The organism is Gluconacetobacter diazotrophicus PA1 5, assembly GCF_000021325.1.
GTDB lineage: Bacteria > Pseudomonadota > Alphaproteobacteria > Acetobacterales > Acetobacteraceae > Gluconacetobacter > Gluconacetobacter diazotrophicus.
Map to the genome: position 1 here is coordinate 1,994,758 of NC_011365.1, position 20,699 is coordinate 2,015,456.

A 20,699-nucleotide genomic window follows, 5' to 3' on the forward strand; every position below is an offset into this window, starting at 1 on the left:
TAGCATACTCGCGGGGCCGGTAAAATCCGGCGGCGCATGTTTGGCGCATGTTTTCTGCCGGGTCACGACGCGCGCAGCAGGGCGGGGCCGTGACGGCGCAGCCAGGCTTCGGCCGTGTGGCGATGGGGGGTCAGGCTGGTAACCAGCATCCAGAAATCGGGCCCGTGATTCAGGTGCCGCAGATGCGCCAGTTCATGGGCGATGACGTAGTGCTGGATTTCTGCCGGGGCCATCAGCAGGCGCCAGCTCAGCATCACCGAGCCGTCGGATGTGCAACTGCCCCAGCGGCTGCTGGTATCCTTGACCGTCAGCCGCCGGGGACGCAGGCCGGACTGGTCGGCCAGCAGCGCCATGCGCGCGCCCAGCCGGCGCCCGGCCTCCTGCCGCAGGAAGGCGGCCAGGCGGCGACGGAGGAACGGGGCCTCGCCGCTGACCATGACGGTATCCCCCTCGATCCACACGCCGCGCCGTCCGTCGGGGCAATGGCGGATCGTATGCGGATGTCCGTCCAGCAGCACCTGGCCGCCGTCATGCCACGGCGATTCCGCCGGCAGGCGGTCCAGCCGCGTCGTTATCCAGATGGCATGGGTCCGCAGCAGGGCCAGTCCGGCCTCGCGCCCCACGCGGGGCGGCAGGGTGACGACGACGGCCGGGCTGCGCGGATCGATCCGCAGCGAAACGCGCCGCGCGCGGGCGGACCGGCGCCAGCGGACGGGAATGTCGCGCCCCGCCAGCCGGATATTCTCCTCCCCCACCTGCTCCGGGCTGGAGAGGCCGGCCATCATGCCGGGCGGCGGATACGCGGGCGGCGCGGACGCGGCATCGTGCCGGGCCAGTCGGCGATGTGATGTTCCAGCGGGCCGGCCCGGCGTTCGCTGACCGCGCGGCCGCGCACCGAAATCCCGGCCTCGTGCACCGTATCGGGCGAGCCGGAGACCAGCGGGTGCCACCAGGCCAGCGTCTGCCCCTCGGCCAGCAGGCGATAGGCGCAGGAGGGCGGCAGCCAGTCGATATCGGCCAGGGCCGCCGGGGTCAGCTGCACGCAGTCGGGCACCTTGCGCCGGCGCTGCGCGTAATCGGAACAGCGGCAGCTTTCCAGGTCCAGCAGGCGGCAGGCGACGTCGGTGTACAGGACCTGATCCGTGACATCCTCGCGCAGTTTATGCAGGCAGCAGCGCCCGCACCCGTCGCAGAGCGATTCCCACTCCTCGGTCGTCATCTCGTCCAGGCTGCGGACTTGCCAGAAAGGGGGCGTATCGGTCATGGCCGAACCTCATACTGAATCCGGCACGGACTGAGAAGGAAAACGACCGCCGGCCCTATCGCCCGCCAGACACACCGGCCAGCACCGCCCCGCCGGCCGCCAGGCCCAGCGCCACCAGGCCGGCCGGCCCCAGCAGCGGCAGCCACAGCCCGCGCGCCCGCGCGCCCGGCCCGGCGCCCAGCCCCGCTGCCGTGCGGGTCAGCCCCGGCGGCAGGCGATCCAGCGCGCGCAACGGCGCAAGCAGGACCAGCGGCACCAGGCAGAATCCCTGCAGCATCGCCCGGACCGCCGGGTCACCGGACACGAGGCCGGGAAGTGCCGCCGCCACCACGCCGGGAATGGCCAGCGCCAGGGCCGCCGCCCGGCCGGCGGACAGCACGCGCCCCCACCCGCCGGCACGCAGCAGCAGGCAGGCCCCGCACACCACGCCCCCGCCCCCTGCCGCTGCGACAAGGCGGATGACCACGGCCGGCCAGGACAGGCCGGCCAGCGACAGGCCGGTCACGGCGTCGCCAGCCAGTCCGCGAACCGCTTGGCCAACCCGGGCAGATGGGCCTGCCAGAACGCGGCGTCCATCGGCATCGGCTGCAGCGACGGATCGTCGGGGCGGGCGTGGTACAGGCCGGCGAAGCGCGCGATCTGCTCGGGCTGGGACATATAATGCAGCAGGGCGCGGGCCCGGTCGCGAACCGTGCTGTCCAGCCCCGGTGCGACACCCCAGGACAGGCCGTCATCCAGGCTCTGCGCCCACTGGAGGCCGACATCGCGGTGGCCGGAACTGGCCGACGCCGCGACCTCGCCCCCCGCGGCGCTGGTCATCAGCACGCTGCCGTCACCTATGATCCGCGCGGATTCCGCGGCGCTGGTCCACCAGACGATATAGGGACGCAACTGGCTGAGCTTGTGGAACGCGCGGTCGACCCCCTCGGGCGTCGCCAGCACGGTATAGACGTCCGACGGCGCCACGCCGTCGGCCATCAGGGCGATTTCCAGCGTCGAGCGCGGGTCCTTGCGCAGGCCGCGCTTGCCGGGATAGCGGACGATGTTCCAGAAATCGCTCCAGTGCGGGGCGGCCGGAATGCGGCCACGGTCCCATGCCAGGGCAATGCCGTCATGCAGCGCGGGCACGCCGCACGCATCCGCGCTGCCGGGGCTGCCGCCCAGGCGCTGCAGGCGGCCCTGCATGCAGGCGATGCGGGCCGTGCTGTCCTCCACCAGGGCCAGGGCCCAGGCATGCCGGCCCGCCGGAGCGGGCAGGCTGCCGCCATCCCACACATAGCGGAGGATTCCGGTCCCCGTACTGGCGGCGAAGGGACGAAAGAAGGCCTGGTCCTGCGCCTTGCCCAGGGCGCCGCCCCAGCCTTCGACAACCAGGGCGTGCGCCCGCCATCCGGCCCGGGCATCGTTCCCGACCAGTACCGTGAGACAGAACAGCACGAAGGTCCCGAACAGGCGCCGGGACGGACGCGGGAACGGACGGAGGGACGGACGGGACGAACCGGACAGGGGGCTGAACTTTCGAAGGGCAGAACGAGGGCGGAACGCTACCCTATTTCAGCACGAAACGGAAAGGCTACGGCATGTGCCGGCTGCCACGCCAGCAGTGCGGGCCGGCCGGGCACCAGGCCCGCCAGGGTCTGTGCCGGCGGGCGCCGGACCAGGACTTCCTGCCCGTCCCCCAGGCGGAACCGCAGGCGGACGTGGTCGCCCATGTGATGCAGCGCGATCAGGGTCGCGGGCAGGTCGCCCTCCTCGCCCTCGGACGGGCGGCCCGTGGGAAACAGGGTGGCGATGCGATCGGGGCGGATGCACAGCGTGCAGAGTGCATCGGCCGCCAGCCCCTCGGCGGCCGCGGCCTCGACCACCGCGCCGCTGGCCAGGCGGACGCGGGCCAGGTCGTCCTCCACCCACGCGACGCGGCCGGTCAGGGCGTTGGCGTCCCCAAACGCGGTGGCCACCCGGTCGCAGGCGGGGCGGTCGAACAGGTCGGCTGCCTGCCCCACCTGCAATAGCGCGCGGCCGGACAGGATGCCGATCCGCCCGCCCAGCAGCAGCGCGTCCTCGCGGTCGCGGGTGGCCAGAAGCATCGTCAGCCCCCGCGCCCGCATCAGGCGCCCCAGAAGCTGGCGCATCGCCCGCCTGCCTTCGGGCTCCAGGCTTGCGAACGGGTCGTCCAGCAGCAGCACCGGGGGCGCGAAGACCAGAAGCCGGCCCAGGCGCGCACGCCACGAGTCCTCGGGGTCCAGATCGCGGGGATGACGGGCCGCCTGGCCGTCCAGCCCGGTCAGGGCCAGGATTTCATCGACCCGGGCGGCGGCGGCGGCGCGCGAAAGACCGCGTGCGCGCAGCGGGAAGGCCAGGTTCTGCCGCACCGTCAGGTGCGCGAACAGCGGGTCGCGCGCGCTGAACAGCCCCATGCCCCGCCCGCCGGGCACCAGCGCCGACACCTCCCGCCCGTCGACCAGGATATCGCCGGCCGGACACGGCAGGTGGCCGGCCAGCGTGTCCAGCACGCGGGACAGGTCGGCCGCGCGATGGCCCAGCAGCGCCAGGCAGGTGCCGGGATCGATCTGGAAGGTCAGTGCCGGCGTCGATTGCCCCAGCGGGGCACACACAAGTCCGCGAACGTCAAGACGTGGAGAGAAGGGAGACATGCAAAAACCGAAACCTGACGAACGAGCGACGCGTTGGGTAGAGTGTAGACAACCCGGATGAAGGATACGACCTGTGTTCCGAAGCAAGGCCAAAAAACCCACCCAGGAAGCCCTGAAGGCGACCCATGACGAACTGACATCGCTGAAGGAACAGGTCGAGCGCCTGATGAACGCGCACGTGACCCCGGTGCTGGCGGACGCCGCCGATCGGGCGGAGCATGTCGTTGCCAATGCGCGCGAACTGACGGATCATCAGATGAAGGACGTCACGAACCGCGTGCGCGCGAAGCCTCTGGTCGCCATCGCCATTGTCGCCGCGATCGGCTATCTGGCCGGACGCGCGTCCCGGTAAGGCGCGCCCGGCCAAACGCAGCAGAGGGACGAAGCGAGGACCATGAGAATAGCCGAACTTGGAAAGGCCACTGTCCAGGCGGAACTGACCGTACGCCGCCAGATGGCCGTCCGCATAGGCCGGCAGGCGGCTTTCCTGGTCATCGCGGGGGTGTTTGGCCTTCTGGCCGTGCTGTCCGGCCATGCCCTGCTATGGGCCTTCGCCGTCCAGGTGCTGAAGTTCAGCGTGCTGTGGGCGGCGGTGCTGGTCTTCGCCGTCGATGCGGTGATGGCCCTTCTGTTCCTTCTGCTGGGCCGCCGCTCGATCATGACGCCCGCGGAAATCCGCGCGCGCTTCGAGCGCGACCATGCGATCAACGAACTGCGCCAGGCCATGGCCCTGACGGCGGTCACCACCGCCGTCGCCGGGCCTGTCGGCCGCCAGGCCGGGCGGGCAATCTGGCACATCGTCCGCTCCGTCTTCGGCGGCAAGGGACGCGTCTGACAGCCTGCCCACCGGCAGCCTGTCCACGGGCGCGCGCCCGGGCAATCCGCCGCGCGCCCGCATTCCCCCCCGGCATATCGCCAGCATATCGTTAGTCCCCGGTAAGGCGAGAGACGACATTGCCGATTGGGGACCATGCCGAAATTGCATTGGCCCCAGCCCGGCATTTCTGGAAACGTGCACTTGATCCATATCATCGTGAGCATACGAACCATTCGGATGCTCATCAGTGTCAGGGAAATCAGGTAGCATCACGGATGGACGACTCCGAGCGTAGCGTGCGGGAACGGTCCTTTGGACGTCGTCTGGCCCATCTGGGAGCAGCCTGGCGCCGCCAGATCGATCACGATCTGCGGGATTTCGGCCTGACCGAAGCCACGTGGCGCCCCATCCTCTATCTGGGCCAGCTTCCTGCCCCGGTGCGCCAGACCGCCCTGGCGCGGGTGCTGGACATCGAGGCCCCGTCCCTGGCGCGGCTGCTGGACGTGCTGGAACGGCAGGGCCTGATCGTCCGCATCCGCGACGAGGAAGACCGGCGGTCCAATCTGGTGCGCCTGACCCGGCAGGGCCACGCGATCGAACAGCAGGTGCGCCAGGCGGCCGACAGCGTCTCCGCACGGTTGCTGGCCACCGTCACCGACGATGAACTGCAGACCTGCTACGCGGTGTTCGACCGGATCGACTCCGCGCTGGGCGCGCGGCGCGACCCCTCGTCCCGCAGGCCCACGAAGATGGGCGCCGTCGCATGAGGCTGATCCCGCCCGGCGGCTCGTTGTCCCTGTCACGGTCCCTGCTGCGTTTCGGCACCTTCGCCTTTCCGGAATGGACGTCGGTCGCGCCCACGCTGGGCTATTCGGCCCGCGCGCTGCTGGCCGTGGGCCTTGCGCTGTTCCTGGCCTTCTATTTCCAGCTCCAGACCCCGATGTCGTCGGTCACGACGGTCCTGATCGTCGCCAACCCGGTCGTGGGCGCGATGGTGTCCAAGAGCTTCTGGCGCATCTTCGGCACCGTGATCGGCGCGACGGCGGCCATCGTCCTGATGGCGGCCTTTCCGCAGTCGCCCCTGCTGTATTTCATGGGATTGTCGACCATCATCGGCATCGCGTGCTGCGTGTCCACGCTGCTGCGGTTCTACAAGGCGTATGCCGCGGTGCTGACGGGCTATACGATCGTACTGATCTCGGTATCGGCCTTTGCCGCCCCCGACCATATCTTCATGGCGGCCATGTCGCGCCTGTCGGCGGTCACGGTCGGAATCCTCAGCACGGCCGTCGTGTTCCTGGTCACCACCATCAGCCGGCCCGAGACCGTGCTGCGCCAGGTGGACCAGACCCTGCGCAACATCGCCCTGCAGCTTTCGCATTCCGCCGACCATGACGGGGCCGCGGTCGACCACACCCCGATGCCCGACGACAGCGGCCAGCCGCTGTCGTTCCGCGCCATGACGATGACCAGCTACGACGCGCGGGCGCGCCTGCTGTCGCAGGCCAACGCCCTGGTCGAGGCGATCGAATATGCCGCCGCCGACAATTTCGCCATCGGGCGGCGGGCCCGGGGCCTGCGCGCCGGCGTGGCCCGCCTGCTGGGCCTGCTGAGCACCCATCACCCGGTCTGGCGCGAACAGCCGTCCCGCACCCCCCAGGCGGTCCGGGCGCGGCAGATCGTGCAGGACGTCATGGCGGCCTTCGCCGCCACCCCGGCGGAAAACCTGCATCTGGACGACCCCGGCCAGATGCGCGCCCGCATCGCGGCCGCCATCGCCACGCTGGATGAACTGGCCGAGGAAACCGAGGACCTGCCGACGATCGCGTTCATCGACAACGAACGCGACATCCTGGACCAGATGCGCGCCGCGCTGGAGGATTTCGTCGGGCCGCAGCGGCATATCCGCCGCATCCGGCTGAAGGTCTATTTCGACTGGCCGGCGGCGCTGCGCAACGGCGCGCGCGGGGCGTGCGTGACGCTGCTGGGCTGCCTGATGTGGTATGTCTGCCGCTGGTCGAGCGGCGCGAACATGCTGACCTACCTGATCCCGGCATCGTGCCTGCTGGCGACCAGTCCCCTGGCGTCGCGGGCCAGCGTCATGTTCGCCAGCGGCACCCTGGCCGCGATCCCGGCCGCCTTCATCTGCCAGACCTACATGCTGCCCCGCATCGACGGGTATCCGCTGCTGTGGCTGTCGCTGTCGGTCTGCCTGCTGCCGGGAATCTGGATCCAGTTCCATCCCCGCCATGCCATGCGCGGCTTCGGCTATGCGGTGTTCTTCAACGCCATGGTGCAGATCCGCAACCCGATTGCCTATGACGACCTGTCGCTGATGAATCTGTGGCTGTCCTACCTGATCGCGCTGATCGGCCTGGCGCTGGTGTTCCGGGTGATCCTTCCGGCCGATCACCGGCTGGATACCGGACGCCTGGTCATGTCGATCAACCGCGCGACCGAACGGCTGGCCCGCCAGCCGCTTCACCGTCCCGTGGACTGGACGGTATGGGAAAACCTGCAGATGCAGAAAATCCTGCGGATGATCCAGCGCTTTTCCCTGGTCGCCCCCCCGATTCGGGTTTACGAAACCACCGACGCGGCGTTCGTCTGCGTCTCGGTCGGCCGGCTGATCACCCGCCTGCGCCGGCTGGCGCTGCACCCCGCGGTGCATGAACAGGATCGCGCGCGCACCCGCGCCGCGCTGGCGGCATTCCGGCATCTGAGCAGCCATCCGCACCGGACCGCCCTGGCCCTGCGCGCCGCCGCGCTGGACATCATGGCCCATGTCGAAGGACGCGAGGCCGCGTCGCACGTCCCCACCCGACGGATTGCCGCCTGCCTGGAACAGGCGTCGCTTCTGCTGGACGCGACGCCCGGCTTCTTCCACAAACGGGGCCCCCTGCAATTGTCGAGCGACATGCCCGGGGCCAATAACAGGCTGAACATAGCCATCCAACCCGCAACGACTCCGTTCGGAATGAAAGCCGCGTGATGCTGACCGAGTTCAATTTCTTCGGCGTGTTCATGGCGCCGATCGTCGTCTACGCGATCGCCGCCCTGCCGGTGACCATGCTGATCCGCTTCCTGCTGTGGTGGAGCGGCATCATGAAATGGTTCTGGCACCTCGCGCTGTTCGAGGTCGCCTTGTACACCTGCGTGCTCTGCCTGCTGATCCTGTACGTCTGAACGACTATCCCCTGGAAGGTTCGAGATCCTGCAATGCCCCTTCTGCGCACCCTGATCCGCGTGGTCCTGACCCTGAGCGTTGTTGCGCTGGCGATCGTCATGGGCGTGACCCTGTGGGACACGTATATGATTGCCCCCTGGACGCGCGACGGTCGCGTGCGGGTGTATGTGGTGGACGTGGCGCCGGAAGTGCCGGGCACGGTGGTGCAGGTTCCGGTGGTGGACAACCAGTTCGTGCACAAGGGGGACCCGCTGTTCGTGCTGGACCCGGTGCGCTTCCGGCTGGCGATCCGCGAGGCGCAGGCCCGGCTGGACGGGGCGCTGGAGGACCTGAAGCTGAAGCAGAACGACGCGAAGCGCCGCATGGGGCTGGGCGGCATCGTCTCGGCGGAAGAGCAGGAGGTGTTCAACTCGAACGTGGCGACGCAGATCGCGGCGGTGGATGCGGCGCGGGCGGCGCTGGACCTGGCGAAGCTGAACCTGCAGCGCTCGGTGCTGTATTCGCCGGTCAACGGCTACATCACCAACCTGAACCTGCGGGTGGGCGACTACCTGACGGCGGGGCAGCCGCGGCTGGCGGTGATCGACGCCGATTCCTACTGGGTGAACGGGTATTTCGAGGAAACCAAGATGTGGGGCGTGCATGTCGGTGACGTCGCCCGCGTCAAGCTGATGGGCTACAAGCAGATCATCCCCGGCCATGTCGTGTCCATCGCGCGCGGCATCAACGACCAGAACGGCACCCCCGACCGGCTGGGCCTGCAGGACGTCAACCCGATCTTCACCTGGGTGCGGCTGGCGCAGCGCATTCCCGTGCGCGTCCATCTGGACCATGTGCCCGACAGCATCACGCTGGCGGCCGGCATGACCTGCACCGTCACCGTCGGCCCGCAGTCGCGCGGCCAGCGGGGGCGCCTGACCACCTGGCTGCAAGACCATCTATAAGGCCCCCCGCGCGATCATGAGCATGAAGACGAGACGCACATTCCACCGGGCCGGGCTGATGCTGCTGGCCGCCACGATGCTGGCGGGGTGCACGGTGGGGCCGCGCTACCAGCCGGACCGGATGAAGCTGCCGCCGGGCTTTGCCGAGGACGAGCATGCCGCGACGCCGGCGGAAATCGCCCGCACCAATGCCGAGCTGAAGGACTGGTGGCACCGCTTCGGCGACGCCGAGCTGGACCGGCTGGTCGACCGGGCGATCGCGGGCAATTACGACCTGCAGATCGCCGGCCAGCGCATCCTGGCCGAGCGCGCGCTGCGCGACGTCCAGGCCTCCGCCTGGTATCCGCAGGTCGATGCCAACACCACCGACGGTGACAGCCGCTATTCCATCAACGTGGACAACTGGCCGCTGCGCCCGGGCGATCCGGCCAACCGGCCGGGGGCGTCGTACCTGTCCTACGGCGTCAGCGCCAGCTGGCAGATCGACGTGTTCGGCCGCATCCGCCGCGCGGTCGAGGCCTCGGAACACGCGGTCGAGGAGAATGTCGAGGAACGGCGCGCGGTGCTGATGACCATGCTGTCGTCGCTGGTCAGCGACTACATGGTGCTGCGCGACACCCAGCTGCGGCTGGAGATCTCGAACCGCAACATCGGGGTGGCGCAGGAAGCCTACGACCTGACGCGGCGGCTGTATCTGGAGGGCGTGGGCAACACGCTGCAGATCGCCCAGGCGAAGGCCGAGCTGGACGCCCAGCAGGCGGCGCGCGAGCCGCTGCGCACCCATATCGCGCAGATCACCCACGCCATCGACGTGCTGATGGGCCAGGTGCCCGGCACCACCGAGGCCGAACTGAAGGTGGCGCGGCCGCTGCCCCAGGTGCCGGAATTCCCGGCGACGGTGCCCTCGATCGTGCTGGGCAACCGGCCCGACATCCGCCGCGCCGAGCGCGCCTATGCCGAGGCGACGGCGCGGATCGGGGTGGCGGTGGCGCAGATGTATCCGAATTTCGCCATTCCGCTGAACTTCAACCCCAACGCGTCGGCGATGTACCAGGTGTTCGAGGCCGGGGCGCTGAGCTGGCAGTTCTTCATGCTGGCGTCGCTGCCGCTGATGCATGGCGGCAAGCTGACCGGGCAGATCCGCACCGCCCAGGCGGCGGCGGAAGCCAGCCGCCTGACCTACCGCCAGACGGTGCTGGGCGCGTTCCGCGAGGTCGAGGACGCGATGGCGGCGTGGCATGACGACGTGGAGCACACCGAACTGCTGCACCGCGCCGCCGAGGACAGCCGGCTGGCCAGCGACCGGGCGCGCAAGCTGTATGCCGCCGGGCTGGTGGGCTTCCTGGAGGTGCTGACCACCGAGCGCACCGCCCTGGCCGCCGAGAACGCCGAGGCCGTGGCGCGGCTGGAACGCCTGCAGGATGCCATCGACCTCTATACCGCCATGGGTGCCGGCTGGCAGGGCGTGGGGGTGACCGCCTCCGCCCTGCCGGTGTCGCTGGAGAAGCAGAACGTCCTGGCGCGGGCGTTCCAGGATTGAGGAGGGGCGTTCTTTTTTGAAAAAAGAACCAAAAAACTTTGATTCGTCTGGGGACCATGTGCCGGAGACATACGACGCCCCAAAACGGATAAAAGTCTTTTTGCTTCTTTTTCTTCAGAAAAAGAAGAGAAGGTCCTTCAACCTTTATTAAGCCCCCCTGCCCCACCCTGACCCCGCCACGGTGGAGCGGGCCATTCATGACACGATCCGGTTTCTACAAAAACGACATCCTGTCATCCGGATTTCTCGACCTGACCCATGCGGAAAGCCTGCCGCCCGGAATCTCGTTCTTCGAACTATCAGGGGTACGAGACGTGCTCCCCCTCGCCCCGAACTTCCTGTTCGGCGACATTCCTGCCCATCTGTGCCGCGAGATGTTCCACAAAACATCCGTACACAGGATCGGCTACTACAGCATCGAACGCTGCCACCTGACCTATGATGGCATTATCCTGCGCGACGGCCGCAAGGTCATGTGCCAGGAAATGAACGTCATGCCGCCCCACTGCCAGGATGTCCTGGCATGGGCCCTGCCCGAGGAGGGTCCCATCCCGGTCAGGCATCTCGACGGCCCCTGCGTCCTGCTCTACGGACCGGGATGGCGAACATGGGGCCACTGGCTGAGCGATTTCCTGCCGCGCATCTTTTCCATTCTCTGCTGCGGCATCGATCCATCCCGCCTCAAATGGATCGTCCCCCGCGACCTGCCGGACTATGCCCTGCGCCTGATCCGGCAGTGCGGCCTGGACGACGCGCATCTTGCGCCATTCGACCACCGCGAGGAGATACTGTCCATCGGCGCCCTGCTCTGCCCGGTCAACCTGACGGCCGCGCCGCTGGTGCATCCGATGTTTTCCGGTTATTGCGACTGGATCAAATCCCGATTTTCCACTTCTGGACCACAGGAAAAACCGGACCGGCGAAAGATCTTCATTTCCAGGACCAGGGTATCGTCCCACAGGGCCCTCCTGAACAGGCCCGAGGTGGAATCGATCGCCGTCGATTTCGGATATGATCTCATCGCTCCCGAACATATGCCGGTCGAGGAACAGATCCGCCTGTTCGCCACCGCGACCCACATTGCCGGAGAATACGGATCGGGGCTCCATACGAGCATCTTCTCGCCCCCACACGCGACCATAACATGCCTGAGAGGAACGCTGACATCACCCGGGTTTTTACAGACTGGGCTTGCAGCCGCCTGCCACCAGAGGATCGGATATGTTTTCGGGACCATGCGCCCCGACCTTGGCCACGAATCCTATGAGGTCGATCCCGCATTCCTGCGATGGGGGCTTGGGAATGCCGATATCCCGTCGTCTTCCTACCAGGTGTGAAGCATCACCCTTTTCCAGACATTCCGTGCCACGCAAACATAATGATAATTCGCATCGTCCGTAAACTGGCCGGGGATACAGGGTGCGGAAGATGAAGCGGGCGTCGTCAATATTTCCCGATACCCTGAGGCTTGTACCGATGCTTTCGTAACGATATTCCCGTCGCTGTCGACCCTGTAGACATACCCGCCCCTGTGCCTGACCGAAAAGGCGTTCCCCTGTATCTGCTGGGACATGAAGCCGTCGCCCATGCCGTAATCCCCGAATGGGGCGACGAGAAAGCCGGCATATTGGCCCTCGCTTGCGATAAACCCCTTGTCCCACCGTCCGCCCGCCACCGCATAACCCACACTGTTTCCATAAGGTCCCTGCGCCCCGACCAGCATGCCGACATTCCGCGGGCTATCGGAAAACCACTTGAATTCGTCGCGTGAAAACGGACGGCCGTTATTGATCAGCGTCATCTCGCTGCCTTCGACCTGACAACTGACGCCGAACAGACAATAGACGCTCCTCGGCATCTCCACGATGCTGTTCGCGCCATACCCGCTATTATTCGCCCCGATGGTCAGGGTCAGGCTGCCGACGCGCCTGCCGTCCGGGTCGATATTGAGCGCCCGGGGGTCGTATCCGACATAGGAAACCGTCAAGGGCGCCACGACGATATTGCACCAGGCATCGACCGCGACCCAGCGCCCGTCCGGGTCCCATGACGTCACGAACGCGCTCCACCCCGTGGAGGTCTGCACGAACATGTTGCGCCTCAGCCGGGCCACCTGCTCCCCCGACAGGGGATTTGCCATCGTGATGACGGTGGCCACGGCCCTACCGGGCATGAGTCCCGCGACGGGCACCGAACCGAATGATGAGAATTTTTCCTGTGAAACTTTCGTATTTTCGTCATTCGCGAAGGAGATATCGCTCGGGCCGTTCGATGCATAGCGCAGGACGGCGACCGGAAGGGCCATGGTGAATTTCTGGCAGAGTCCCACCTGATCGGTCGATGCCACATAGCTCCGGCTTTCCATATGCCGGCCGAATCCACCCAGGGCGCATCCCTCCTCGACCGAGGAGGGCGATTGGTTCGTGTAAATACCCAGCGATTGCGCCTGATTTCCGTAACCATAGGCCGCGTGGGCGATCACACGATCTTCCGCGAAGCCCGGGCGGACCAACGCCGCCAGACCGGTGGCCACCATCGCGGCGAAACGCAGAAGAAAAGATCCCGTACCGGTAAACGGATCGGATGCTGGTTCACCGGGCGGCGGCGACACGCTGCACCTCGACGAAGAAACTGCGCATCTGCGCGGCGTCGAGGGACCAGCCGTTTTCCTCGCGCTGCCCAGGCATGTAGATGATGGGCTGGCCGAATGCCGCACAGAGCCGAGTCTGTTCCACGCCCGGCGCATTCACGACCCCGAACACCGTCTGCGCGGCGCTGAAGACGGAATTATGCAGCGCCGATCCGTATTCCCCGACGACGACCGAGGCCTCGCTGAATGTCCGGACCTGTTCGAGGAAGGACAGGTCCAGCGGGTCGATCAGTTCGAACCCGTTGTTCCACGCCATCGTCTCGAAGGCGTCCCTGTCCAGAAAGGGACGCCCGTCCTCCCTGTCCGTGCGGCGCAGAACGCATATCCTGCGCCCGCCGGGCTGCGGGCGGAAGAAGCTGCGATAGAACATCCTGATGAACCCATGCAGCAGGAAGGGATAGGCATTCGGAAATGTCGGCATGCAGGCGCGCGCGCAGACGAACTCGTCCTCGCCGAACACGAATTTTATGCAATCCTTCCGCCTGATCCCGAAAAATATCTCCAGCAGCGTCAGGGCCCAGTCCGGGGTGTCGGACAGGACAAGAAATTTCAGGTCCCTGAAATGCGGCCCCAGGACCTGCCTGGCGATTCCGATGCGGGGAATGAAATCGATGATCCAGTGCCCGTAGGTCCGATGGCCCGGCCCCGCGACCGCCAGGACCGGATCTGCGATGAACCGCGGGGATATGCCGCTTTTTCCGGGATGATGCGACGGAAAGCTGGACAGCCAGTGCCGCGCGACCAGCGAAAGGTGGGATGGGTCCTCGACCAGCGCGTTCCGATGAAAAGGATAGAGAAATCCGCAATAGGTCACGTCGCGCAGGAAATGGCAGCCGATATCCGGTGCCTGCCCGGTCAGGACATGTTCGTCGAACATATCCGCCCACATCGGCCGCGCCAGCGGCGCGACGTGCAGGTCGGGGGGCAGTGTCGCCTCGCCTTCCCGCAACAGCACGAAGCCGTCCCACATCTCCAGCGCCTGATGCAGCGTACGCCGATCTTCCGGAGACGGTGCCGACAGGATCGTCATGCTTTACATCGAGGCACAAAGGCGCGTGACGCGCACGCGGCCCCGCCCGCATCCGTTATCGTCGCGCACGACATGATCCTGTGCCGTCACGCTCAGATTGGGATTATAGAACGGGTCGCCGCCTTCCAGTATCCGGCCATGCCGGTGCAGCATCCGCTCGGTATCCTCGGGGTGCATGACCTGTCTGGTCTGGCTGCGCGTGGCGCTTTCATGATGGAACAGGACGGTATAGCCGTCATACAGGACCTTCAGCCCCGCCTCGCGAACACGCAGGCAGAAATCGGTATCGTTGAACCCGACCTTCAGGGTTTCGTCGAATCCCCCCACCTGATCGAAGACGGATCTGCGCATCATCATGCAGGCCGCGGTGACGGCGGAAAAATCGCGCACCGATGTCAGGCTGCAATTATAGCCGAAACTCCTCTGGTTTCCGTCGTTCAGATAGACATCCTCGAACTTGAAGGCATGATCGGCCGATCCATTGAATCCCATGATGACGCCCGCATGTTGTACGCGCCGGTCCGGATAGAGCAGCAGGGCACCGACGATCCCGACCTCCGGCCGATGGGCCAGCCGCCGCATCCTGTCCAGCCACCCGTCGGTGATCGCCTCGATATCGTTGTTCAGGAACAGGATGAAATCGGCGTCCCTGCCATGTTTCCGGACGGCCAGGTTGTTCATGCGGGAATAGTTGAATTCGCCGGTATATTTCATGACCGTGCAGCGATCGCGGATCGACTTGAAATAGGCGACCGATTCGGGCTCGGTGGAATCATGATCGACGACGACGATCCGGTAGTCCGCGCCGGCGGATGTCCGCGCGATGGAGTCGATGGCGACACGCACCAGGTCGGCCTTGTTCTTCGTCGGGATGACGATCAGGATTTTCCCTTCCGTCGCCGGCCAGTCGACACGGAACTGGTTGAACCCCAACCCGGCGGACACCATCGCCCCCGGGTGGGCCTGGTCCAGGTGCCGCTGGATGGCGGCGCATGTCGCCTCCATCACCGCTTTCTTCTTCGCATGGCCTGTGCTGCCGCCATGGGTCCGCCAGCGATACAGGATTCGGGGAACATGGGCGATGCTGGCGGCCCGGGCCAGGACGCGCAGCACGAAATCCACGTCGGCGGAAATCGCCATCCGTTCGTCCCATCCGCCGATTTCATGGGCGAGGCGACGCCGGACGCAGAGCATATGCACGAAATACGGGTGCGACAGATAGTAATCATAGGAAAAGGCGGGCCGCGCCTTGACGTCCGCGATGCTGTCGATGTTCTCGTCGGTCGTCGCCTCGTCGGAATAGATGAAATCGGCATCCGTCTCCCGCGCCGTCTTCAGAAGGTGGTAGATCGCATCGGGTTCCAGGACATCGTCATGGTCCAGGAATGTGACATAATCGCCGCGCGCGGCGCGCAGGCCCAGATTGGTCGCAACCGCGATGCCGCCATTGACCTGCGGCGTCAGCACGCGGATGCGCGGGTCCCTGTCCGCGTACGCGCGCAGCACCGCGCCCACATGCGGCGCGGTCGAACAATCGTCGATGCAGATCAGTTCCCACCGTCCGCACCATTGGGCCAGGACGCTTTCGATCGCCTGGACCAGCCAGTCGCGCGGCGTATTGTACACCGGCATGACGATGGATAATCGCAAAGGCCCCACGCGGTGATCCAGTGTCCGGCGCAGGCGCGGCAGCAAGGCCGGATTCATCCCGCGCGCGGGCTTCAGGTAGCGCAGCAGGTTGGGGTTCTGCGTCGCCACCTGCGGCGAACCCGTCAGGACCAGGTCGGGATGGCCGGCGATGCGGACCTGGATCTCCTGCCCCAGCAGATCCAGGATCTGCTTGCCGATGTCGATCTTGTAGGCGCAGAAACCTTCGTTCAGACCCGCATCCAGCAGGTCGCCGCGAAACAGCCGCGCGGTGGCCGTGGCCAGGACCTGGCCGTTGCAGACGGCCTCGACCTGCACGGGCGTTTTCGGGTCCGCCATGTTCAGGGCCCAGCCATGGGCGGACATGCCGTGCAGCCGGTCGAACGCGCCCCGGAACGGCGGCGGCGCGAAGACCATGAGGGGGGAATTGACCAGGTTCAGGCTGCCGCCGGATACGACGACCGAGACATCGGCCGGATTGCGGAACGATCCGTCATGCGGCAGCGTGAAGGAAAACCCGGCGTGACCGTCCCCGATGCCGAGGGCCAGCAGATCCTCGCGGAACCGGTCCGCCAGGACGGTCTGCAGCACCACGCCGTCGCGCACCAGATCGACGGCCACCCGCCGGTCCGGCATGGTCATGTCGCACACCCAGCCGGTGACGCACCCCGGTTCCGGCCGGTCGACATAACCCAGATAGCCCAACGTCTGCATCGTCAGCAGGAAGGGCGGCCCGTCCAGGAACAGGCCGGCGATCCTGAACAGGCAGGCTACCTGCTGCTGCGGAGTCAGCAGGGTGGGGAAAGGAAGATGAAACCGGTAATCCGTCCCCCCGGCACGGGTAGCGAAGCCCCGCGCCAGGACCTGGCCGTTCTCGATACATTCGACCAGGACATGGTCGTCCAGTCCGCGCACCGAGAAATCGCCCACGATGGCGCCGCCGGATACCGTGATCGCACCCGTCGTCAGTTCGTAACAGGGCAGGATGAAGCACGCCGTCTTCAGAAGGCTTCGCCCGTCCCGCAGATCCAGCAGATCGACCTCGCGCGCCAGCAGATGGGTCGGCAGGCCAACAAGGACCCGGCCGGCCTCGCGCCGGACGGACGCCTGCCCCCGATACACGCCATCGAGCAGTACGCCCACATCCCCCTCGGCGCCGGTCCGAAACAGGTCGTCCGACAGTCCGAGGATCATTCCCGGTATCCCGGCCTCGGCATGAACCGAAAATTCCAACCGACTCCTCCCGCACAGCATCGCAGGGGGTGTGTACGGGAATTTGATTAATACTTGCTTTCCAGGTCAGCCAGGTTCCGGAGCGGTCTTAAATTTGCGTAAACCCCTGTGCCACACCATGGCGCACAACAATGAAATGGGGGCGTGACAGTCTTATGGTCGGGTTGTTCCGGATTCTGACGCAGGCAGGCCGCATCATGTGCCATGACACGACGACCGGGCAGATCGTCGCCGGCCGCGCGTCGTCCGACCGTGGGGCGGTGCTGCTCTATCTGCCGCACTGCGCCGCGCGCATCGGCGTCCTGGTTTCCGCGACCGGCACGTTCCCGCCCCTGTTCGTGGCCGGCGATACCACGCCGCATCCGCTGCTGCCCGTGCGCTACCAGGACGGCGCGGAGGCGGGATCGATCGTGCTGTACCACCCGTTCAGCGGCCTGTCCCTGTTCCTCGACGACGCGGCGGACGGCGAGGTGGCCGTGCCGTGCTTCAGCCGCGACGAGGGCGCGGAGCCCTATGCGTTCCGGCTGGAGGAACTGAGTCTGCTGCCCGACATGCCGGCCCTGCTGCCGATCCTGGAAGCCGTGCAGCACTACGCGGCCCTGCCGCCCGACGGGGCGACGTGGCTGGAGGTCCTGCGGGCCGGAATCGGGACCGACAGGGTCATGGCGTTCGATGTCGTCGCGCGCTTCCTGCCCCGCGCGGAAATCGACTGGATGGCACGGCGCATCCTGGACGACCCGGCCCTGCGGCGGACGATGCAGCGGTTCTTTCCCACGGACCTGTTCGCCTGCCACGCCCTGCCCGACCTGGCGGCATGGCTGGAGGCCCGGCCGAAGTTGACGCGGACCGACATTCCCGCCGCCTATGATTCCCTGGCCACCGCAGGGCTGGACGGGACCTGCACCTCGTTCGCGCATCTGTGCGGGGCTGCTGCCCGGCGGATCGTCCGGCCCCGGCGGGACGTCGCCATCGTGGCCACGGCGCGGAACGAGGGGCTGTACCTGCTGGAATGGATCGCCTATCACCGCGCCATCGGCGTGGGCGATATCTTCATCTACAGCAACAACAACGACGACGGGTCCGACGCGCTGCTGGCCGCCCTGTCCGAAGCCGGGCTGATCGGCTGGATTCGCAGCGAACTCGGCCAGGGCCATGCCGCGCAGCCCAAGGCCTATGGCCACGCATTCGGCATGCTGCCGCAGGTCCTGGACAATCGCTGGACGCTGGTGATCGACCTGGACGAATTCTTCGCCTTCGACACGCGGCGCTTCGCCTCCATCGGCGATTTCGTCGCCTGGCAGGATGCCCGCCCGGTCGATGCCATCGCCCTGAACTGGCTGGTCTTCGGTTCCAGCGGCGCCGTGTTCCGCACCGACGAGAAGCTGATCCAGCGGATCGTACACCGGTTGCCCTGGCAGGACCCGCATATCAAGACGATGGTCCGCAGCCACCTGCCGATCCACGCCCACCCCCACCATCCCGCCTTCGACCCGCGCGACCATGTCGTGACGCGCACCGCGTCGGGCGGCCTGCATCGCAGCCCCGACGGCGCGTCGTTTTCCGAAGCCCCGGAGACCGACCTGGCCTGGATCAATCATTACTTTTTGAAATCGGCCGAGGAATTCGTCTGGAAATTCTCGCGCAACCGGGGCGACCACCAGATGCGACAGGACATGGACCCGGAGCGAATCGATCCCGAATTCGCCACCATGTTCCTCAAGCAGCACGGGTCGGACACCATGGTGCACGATACCCGCATCCAGGCCTGGATGCCCGACATGGACCGCGAGCTCGACCGTCTTCATGCGGCCCCCGGGGTCGGCGCGGCGATGCGCGACGTCCGGCTGCGCTACGCGGCGCTGAGCGAGCAGCTTCGCGCACGGATGCGCCACGGTGCGGCGGACCTTGCGCCCGACACCCCCCAGCGCCGGCTGGCCGACCTGTTCGGCGCCGCCTGAAACGGGTGGCGGCCAGGCTTGCCGCCCGCGTCAATGCGGATAGTCTGCCCGGTATCCTGCCCCGCAGCCTGATCGGAAATGCGTTCCATGCCCCCCCATCGTCCGCGCGCCGCCCTTGTATCCGCCATGCTTCTGGCGGCGGCGTCCCCCGCGCATGCCGCGTCCCCGTGGGCGCCGATCGACCCCGGCCGCATGTCGGCCACCATCCGCACGCTGGCGTCCGACGCGTTCGCCGGGCGCGCGCCCGCCACGGCCGGTGAGGCGAAGACCGTGGACTGGCTGATCGCCCAGTATCGCGACATCGGGCTGGAACCCGGTGGCGAGAATGGCGGCTGGACGCAGAGCGTACCGCTGCTGCGGACCCGGATCGGCACCCCGGCCCGGCTGGACGCCACCATCAACGGGGCGCCGATGGCGCTGGAGCTGAAGAAGGACATCTACCTGACCACCCTGTCGCCGGTCACACGCATCAGGGTGGACGCGGCGCCGATGGTCTTCGTGGGGTACGGCGTGAACGCGCCCGAACGCCATTGGGACGATTACAAGGGCGTGGACCTGAAGGGAAAAGTTGCCGTCTTCCTCATCAACGATCCGGATTTCGACGCCAGACCGGGCGAGGCGGTGGCCGGACGGTTCGGCGGCCGGACGATGACCTATTACGGCCGCTGGACCTACAAATACGAGGAAGCGGCCCGACGCGGCGCCATCGCCGCCCTGATCGTGCATGACACGCCGGGCGCGTCCTATCCATGGACCACGGTCATCGCGCCGGGCGGCGAGGCCTTCGACATCGTGCGGCAGGGCGATGCGAACAAGCCGGTGCCGCTGCAAGGCTGGCTGGAGGGCGACGCCGCGCACCGCCTGTTCGCCCGCGCGGGGCTGGACCTTGCGGCGCTGCGCGTGAAGGCGCGCGACCCGGATTTCCATCCGGTCACGCTGCCCGGTACGACCCTGACGGCAGACCTGCCGGTCGAAACCGCGACATTGCAGAGCCGCAACGTGATCGGCAAGCTGACCGGCGCCCGCCATCCCGACGAGACGGTCATGTACGGGGCCCACTGGGACGCATTCGGCGTCGGCACGGACGCACAGGGCCGGCAGGTGATCCGGCACGGCGCCGTGGATGACGGATCGGGAATTGCCGCGATCCTGGAAATTGCCCGCGCGTTCAAGGCCGGGCATCGGCCGGACCGGACGGTCCTGTTCGCCGCCTGGACCGCCGAGGAACGCGGGCTGCTGGGTTCGACGTGGTATGCCGCCCACCCGCTGGCACCACTGGCCAGGACAGCGGCGAACTTCACCATCGACGTCCTGCAGACCGCCGGCCCGGCCCATAATGCCTTCATCATCGGCGCGGGACAGGACACGCTGCAGGACGACCTGACGGAAGCCGCCCGCGCGCAGGGACGCGTCACGCAGCCCGAGGCCAGGCCCGAACGCGGTGCCTTCTACCGCGCCGACCACCTGCCCTTCGCCCATGCCGGCGTGCCCGTCGTGGCCATCATGGGCATGGCCGGCCCCTACGACCTGCTGTCCGGCGGCATCCCGGCCGGCGCGGCATGGCTGAAGGCCTACGCCGCCTGTTATCACCAGCCCTGCGACACCTGGGACCCGCACTGGGACCTGCGCGGCGCGGCGGAAGATGCCGCCCTGGTCTATCAGGTCGGCCGGACCGTCGCGTTCTCGCACACCTGGCCCCAGTGGAAACCCGGATCGGAATTCGCCGGCATTCGCGCGGCGAGCGCGGCCGAGCGGGGCGAGCCGTAGAATAAAGG

Annotated in this window: 18 protein-coding genes; 10 read left to right on the top strand and 8 right to left on the bottom strand. The window is 67.1% G+C overall.

The genetic code is table 11. The features are described 5' to 3' along the window. Nucleotides 1–62: 62 nt before the first annotated feature. From GDIA_RS09060 to GDIA_RS09080, 5 genes are all read right to left on the bottom strand, one after another. On the bottom strand, nt 63–785 hold the full coding sequence (locus tag GDIA_RS09060) for a M48 family metallopeptidase (RefSeq protein WP_012224989.1): 723 nt from the start codon (nt 783–785) through the stop codon (nt 63–65). Next, entirely contained in the window at nt 782–1,264 is a 483-nt protein-coding gene (locus GDIA_RS09065; protein WP_012224991.1) for a YcgN family cysteine cluster protein, read from the bottom strand. Before GDIA_RS09065 ends, GDIA_RS09060 begins: the two co-directional genes overlap by 4 nt. Before the next feature lie 55 nt (nt 1,265–1,319). Next, nucleotides 1,320–1,769: a hypothetical protein gene (locus GDIA_RS09070; RefSeq protein WP_012224992.1), complete on the bottom strand. Its 450-nt coding sequence runs from the start codon at nt 1,767–1,769 to the stop codon at nt 1,320–1,322. Further along, nucleotides 1,766–2,701 carry an extracellular solute-binding protein gene (locus GDIA_RS09075; RefSeq protein ID WP_012224994.1) on the bottom strand — a complete coding sequence of 312 codons (936 nt, stop codon included), beginning with the start codon at nt 2,699–2,701 and terminating at the stop codon, nt 1,766–1,768. The genes GDIA_RS09070 and GDIA_RS09075 overlap by 4 nt, the downstream gene beginning before the upstream one ends. A 107-nt stretch (nt 2,702–2,808) precedes the next feature. Continuing rightward, nucleotides 2,809–3,879 (bottom strand): ABC transporter ATP-binding protein, encoded by a 1,071-nt coding sequence (locus GDIA_RS09080; RefSeq protein ID WP_244410065.1) that lies wholly within the window; start codon nt 3,877–3,879, stop codon nt 2,809–2,811. A gap of 112 nt (nt 3,880–3,991) precedes the next feature. Between GDIA_RS09080 and GDIA_RS09085 the strand changes: the two genes are divergently transcribed. The 8 genes from GDIA_RS09085 to GDIA_RS09120 all read left to right on the top strand — a co-directional run bounded on the left by GDIA_RS09085 (nt 3,992) and on the right by GDIA_RS09120 (nt 11,743). After that, nucleotides 3,992–4,270 carry a hypothetical protein gene (locus GDIA_RS09085; RefSeq protein WP_012225000.1) on the top strand — a complete coding sequence of 93 codons (279 nt, stop codon included), beginning with the start codon at nt 3,992–3,994 and terminating at the stop codon, nt 4,268–4,270. A 42-nt stretch (nt 4,271–4,312) separates the two neighbouring features. After that, on the top strand, nt 4,313–4,753 hold the full coding sequence (locus GDIA_RS09090) for a hypothetical protein (RefSeq protein WP_012225001.1): 441 nt from the start codon (nt 4,313–4,315) through the stop codon (nt 4,751–4,753). A 257-nt stretch (nt 4,754–5,010) separates the two neighbouring features. Then, nucleotides 5,011–5,502, top strand: a complete 492-nt coding sequence (locus GDIA_RS09095; protein ID WP_012553982.1) for a MarR family winged helix-turn-helix transcriptional regulator — start codon at nt 5,011–5,013, stop codon at nt 5,500–5,502. Next, nucleotides 5,499–7,727 (top strand): FUSC family protein, encoded by a 2,229-nt coding sequence (locus tag GDIA_RS09100; RefSeq protein ID WP_012553983.1) that lies wholly within the window; start codon nt 5,499–5,501, stop codon nt 7,725–7,727. The genes GDIA_RS09095 and GDIA_RS09100 overlap by 4 nt, the downstream gene beginning before the upstream one ends. Then, nucleotides 7,727–7,921, top strand: a complete 195-nt coding sequence (locus GDIA_RS09105) for a DUF1656 domain-containing protein (RefSeq protein WP_012225012.1) — start codon at nt 7,727–7,729, stop codon at nt 7,919–7,921. The genes GDIA_RS09100 and GDIA_RS09105 overlap by 1 nt, the downstream gene beginning before the upstream one ends. A gap of 33 nt (nt 7,922–7,954) precedes the next feature. Beyond that, nucleotides 7,955–8,866: an HlyD family secretion protein gene (locus GDIA_RS09110; protein ID WP_012225014.1), complete on the top strand. Its 912-nt coding sequence runs from the start codon at nt 7,955–7,957 to the stop codon at nt 8,864–8,866. 16 nt (nt 8,867–8,882) lie between these two features. After that, nucleotides 8,883–10,406: an efflux transporter outer membrane subunit gene (locus GDIA_RS09115; RefSeq protein ID WP_012553984.1), complete on the top strand. Its 1,524-nt coding sequence runs from the start codon at nt 8,883–8,885 to the stop codon at nt 10,404–10,406. Nucleotides 10,407–10,603: 197 nt separating this feature from the next. After that, nucleotides 10,604–11,743 (top strand): glycosyltransferase family 61 protein, encoded by a 1,140-nt coding sequence (locus tag GDIA_RS09120; RefSeq protein WP_012225017.1) that lies wholly within the window; start codon nt 10,604–10,606, stop codon nt 11,741–11,743. On the opposite strand, the gene GDIA_RS09125 is transcribed toward GDIA_RS09120, so the two are convergent. The 3 genes from GDIA_RS09125 to GDIA_RS09135 are packed head-to-tail and all read right to left on the bottom strand — an operon-like array spanning nt 11,731 to nt 16,927. Next, a complete protein-coding gene (locus tag GDIA_RS09125; protein ID WP_012553985.1) occupies nt 11,731–13,017 on the bottom strand; it encodes a hypothetical protein in 1,287 nt (428 codons plus the stop codon). The two genes, GDIA_RS09120 and GDIA_RS09125, sit on opposite strands and share 13 nt — an antisense overlap. After that, on the bottom strand, nt 12,998–14,086 hold the full coding sequence (locus tag GDIA_RS09130; protein WP_012225019.1) for a glycosyltransferase family 61 protein: 1,089 nt from the start codon (nt 14,084–14,086) through the stop codon (nt 12,998–13,000). The genes GDIA_RS09125 and GDIA_RS09130 overlap by 20 nt, the downstream gene beginning before the upstream one ends. A 3-nt stretch (nt 14,087–14,089) precedes the next feature. Next, complete coding sequence (locus GDIA_RS09135; RefSeq protein ID WP_157864178.1) at nt 14,090–16,927, bottom strand: glycosyltransferase family 2 protein; 2,838 nt, start codon at nt 16,925–16,927, stop codon at nt 14,090–14,092. A gap of 236 nt (nt 16,928–17,163) precedes the next feature. Between GDIA_RS09135 and GDIA_RS09140 the strand changes: the two genes are divergently transcribed. Then, on the top strand, nt 17,164–18,924 hold the full coding sequence (locus GDIA_RS09140; protein WP_157871011.1) for a glycosyltransferase family 2 protein: 1,761 nt from the start codon (nt 17,164–17,166) through the stop codon (nt 18,922–18,924). A gap of 87 nt (nt 18,925–19,011) precedes the next feature. Next, nucleotides 19,012–20,691 (top strand): M28 family metallopeptidase, encoded by a 1,680-nt coding sequence (locus GDIA_RS09145; protein ID WP_012553988.1) that lies wholly within the window; start codon nt 19,012–19,014, stop codon nt 20,689–20,691. The last annotated feature ends 8 nt before the right edge of the window (nt 20,692–20,699 follow it).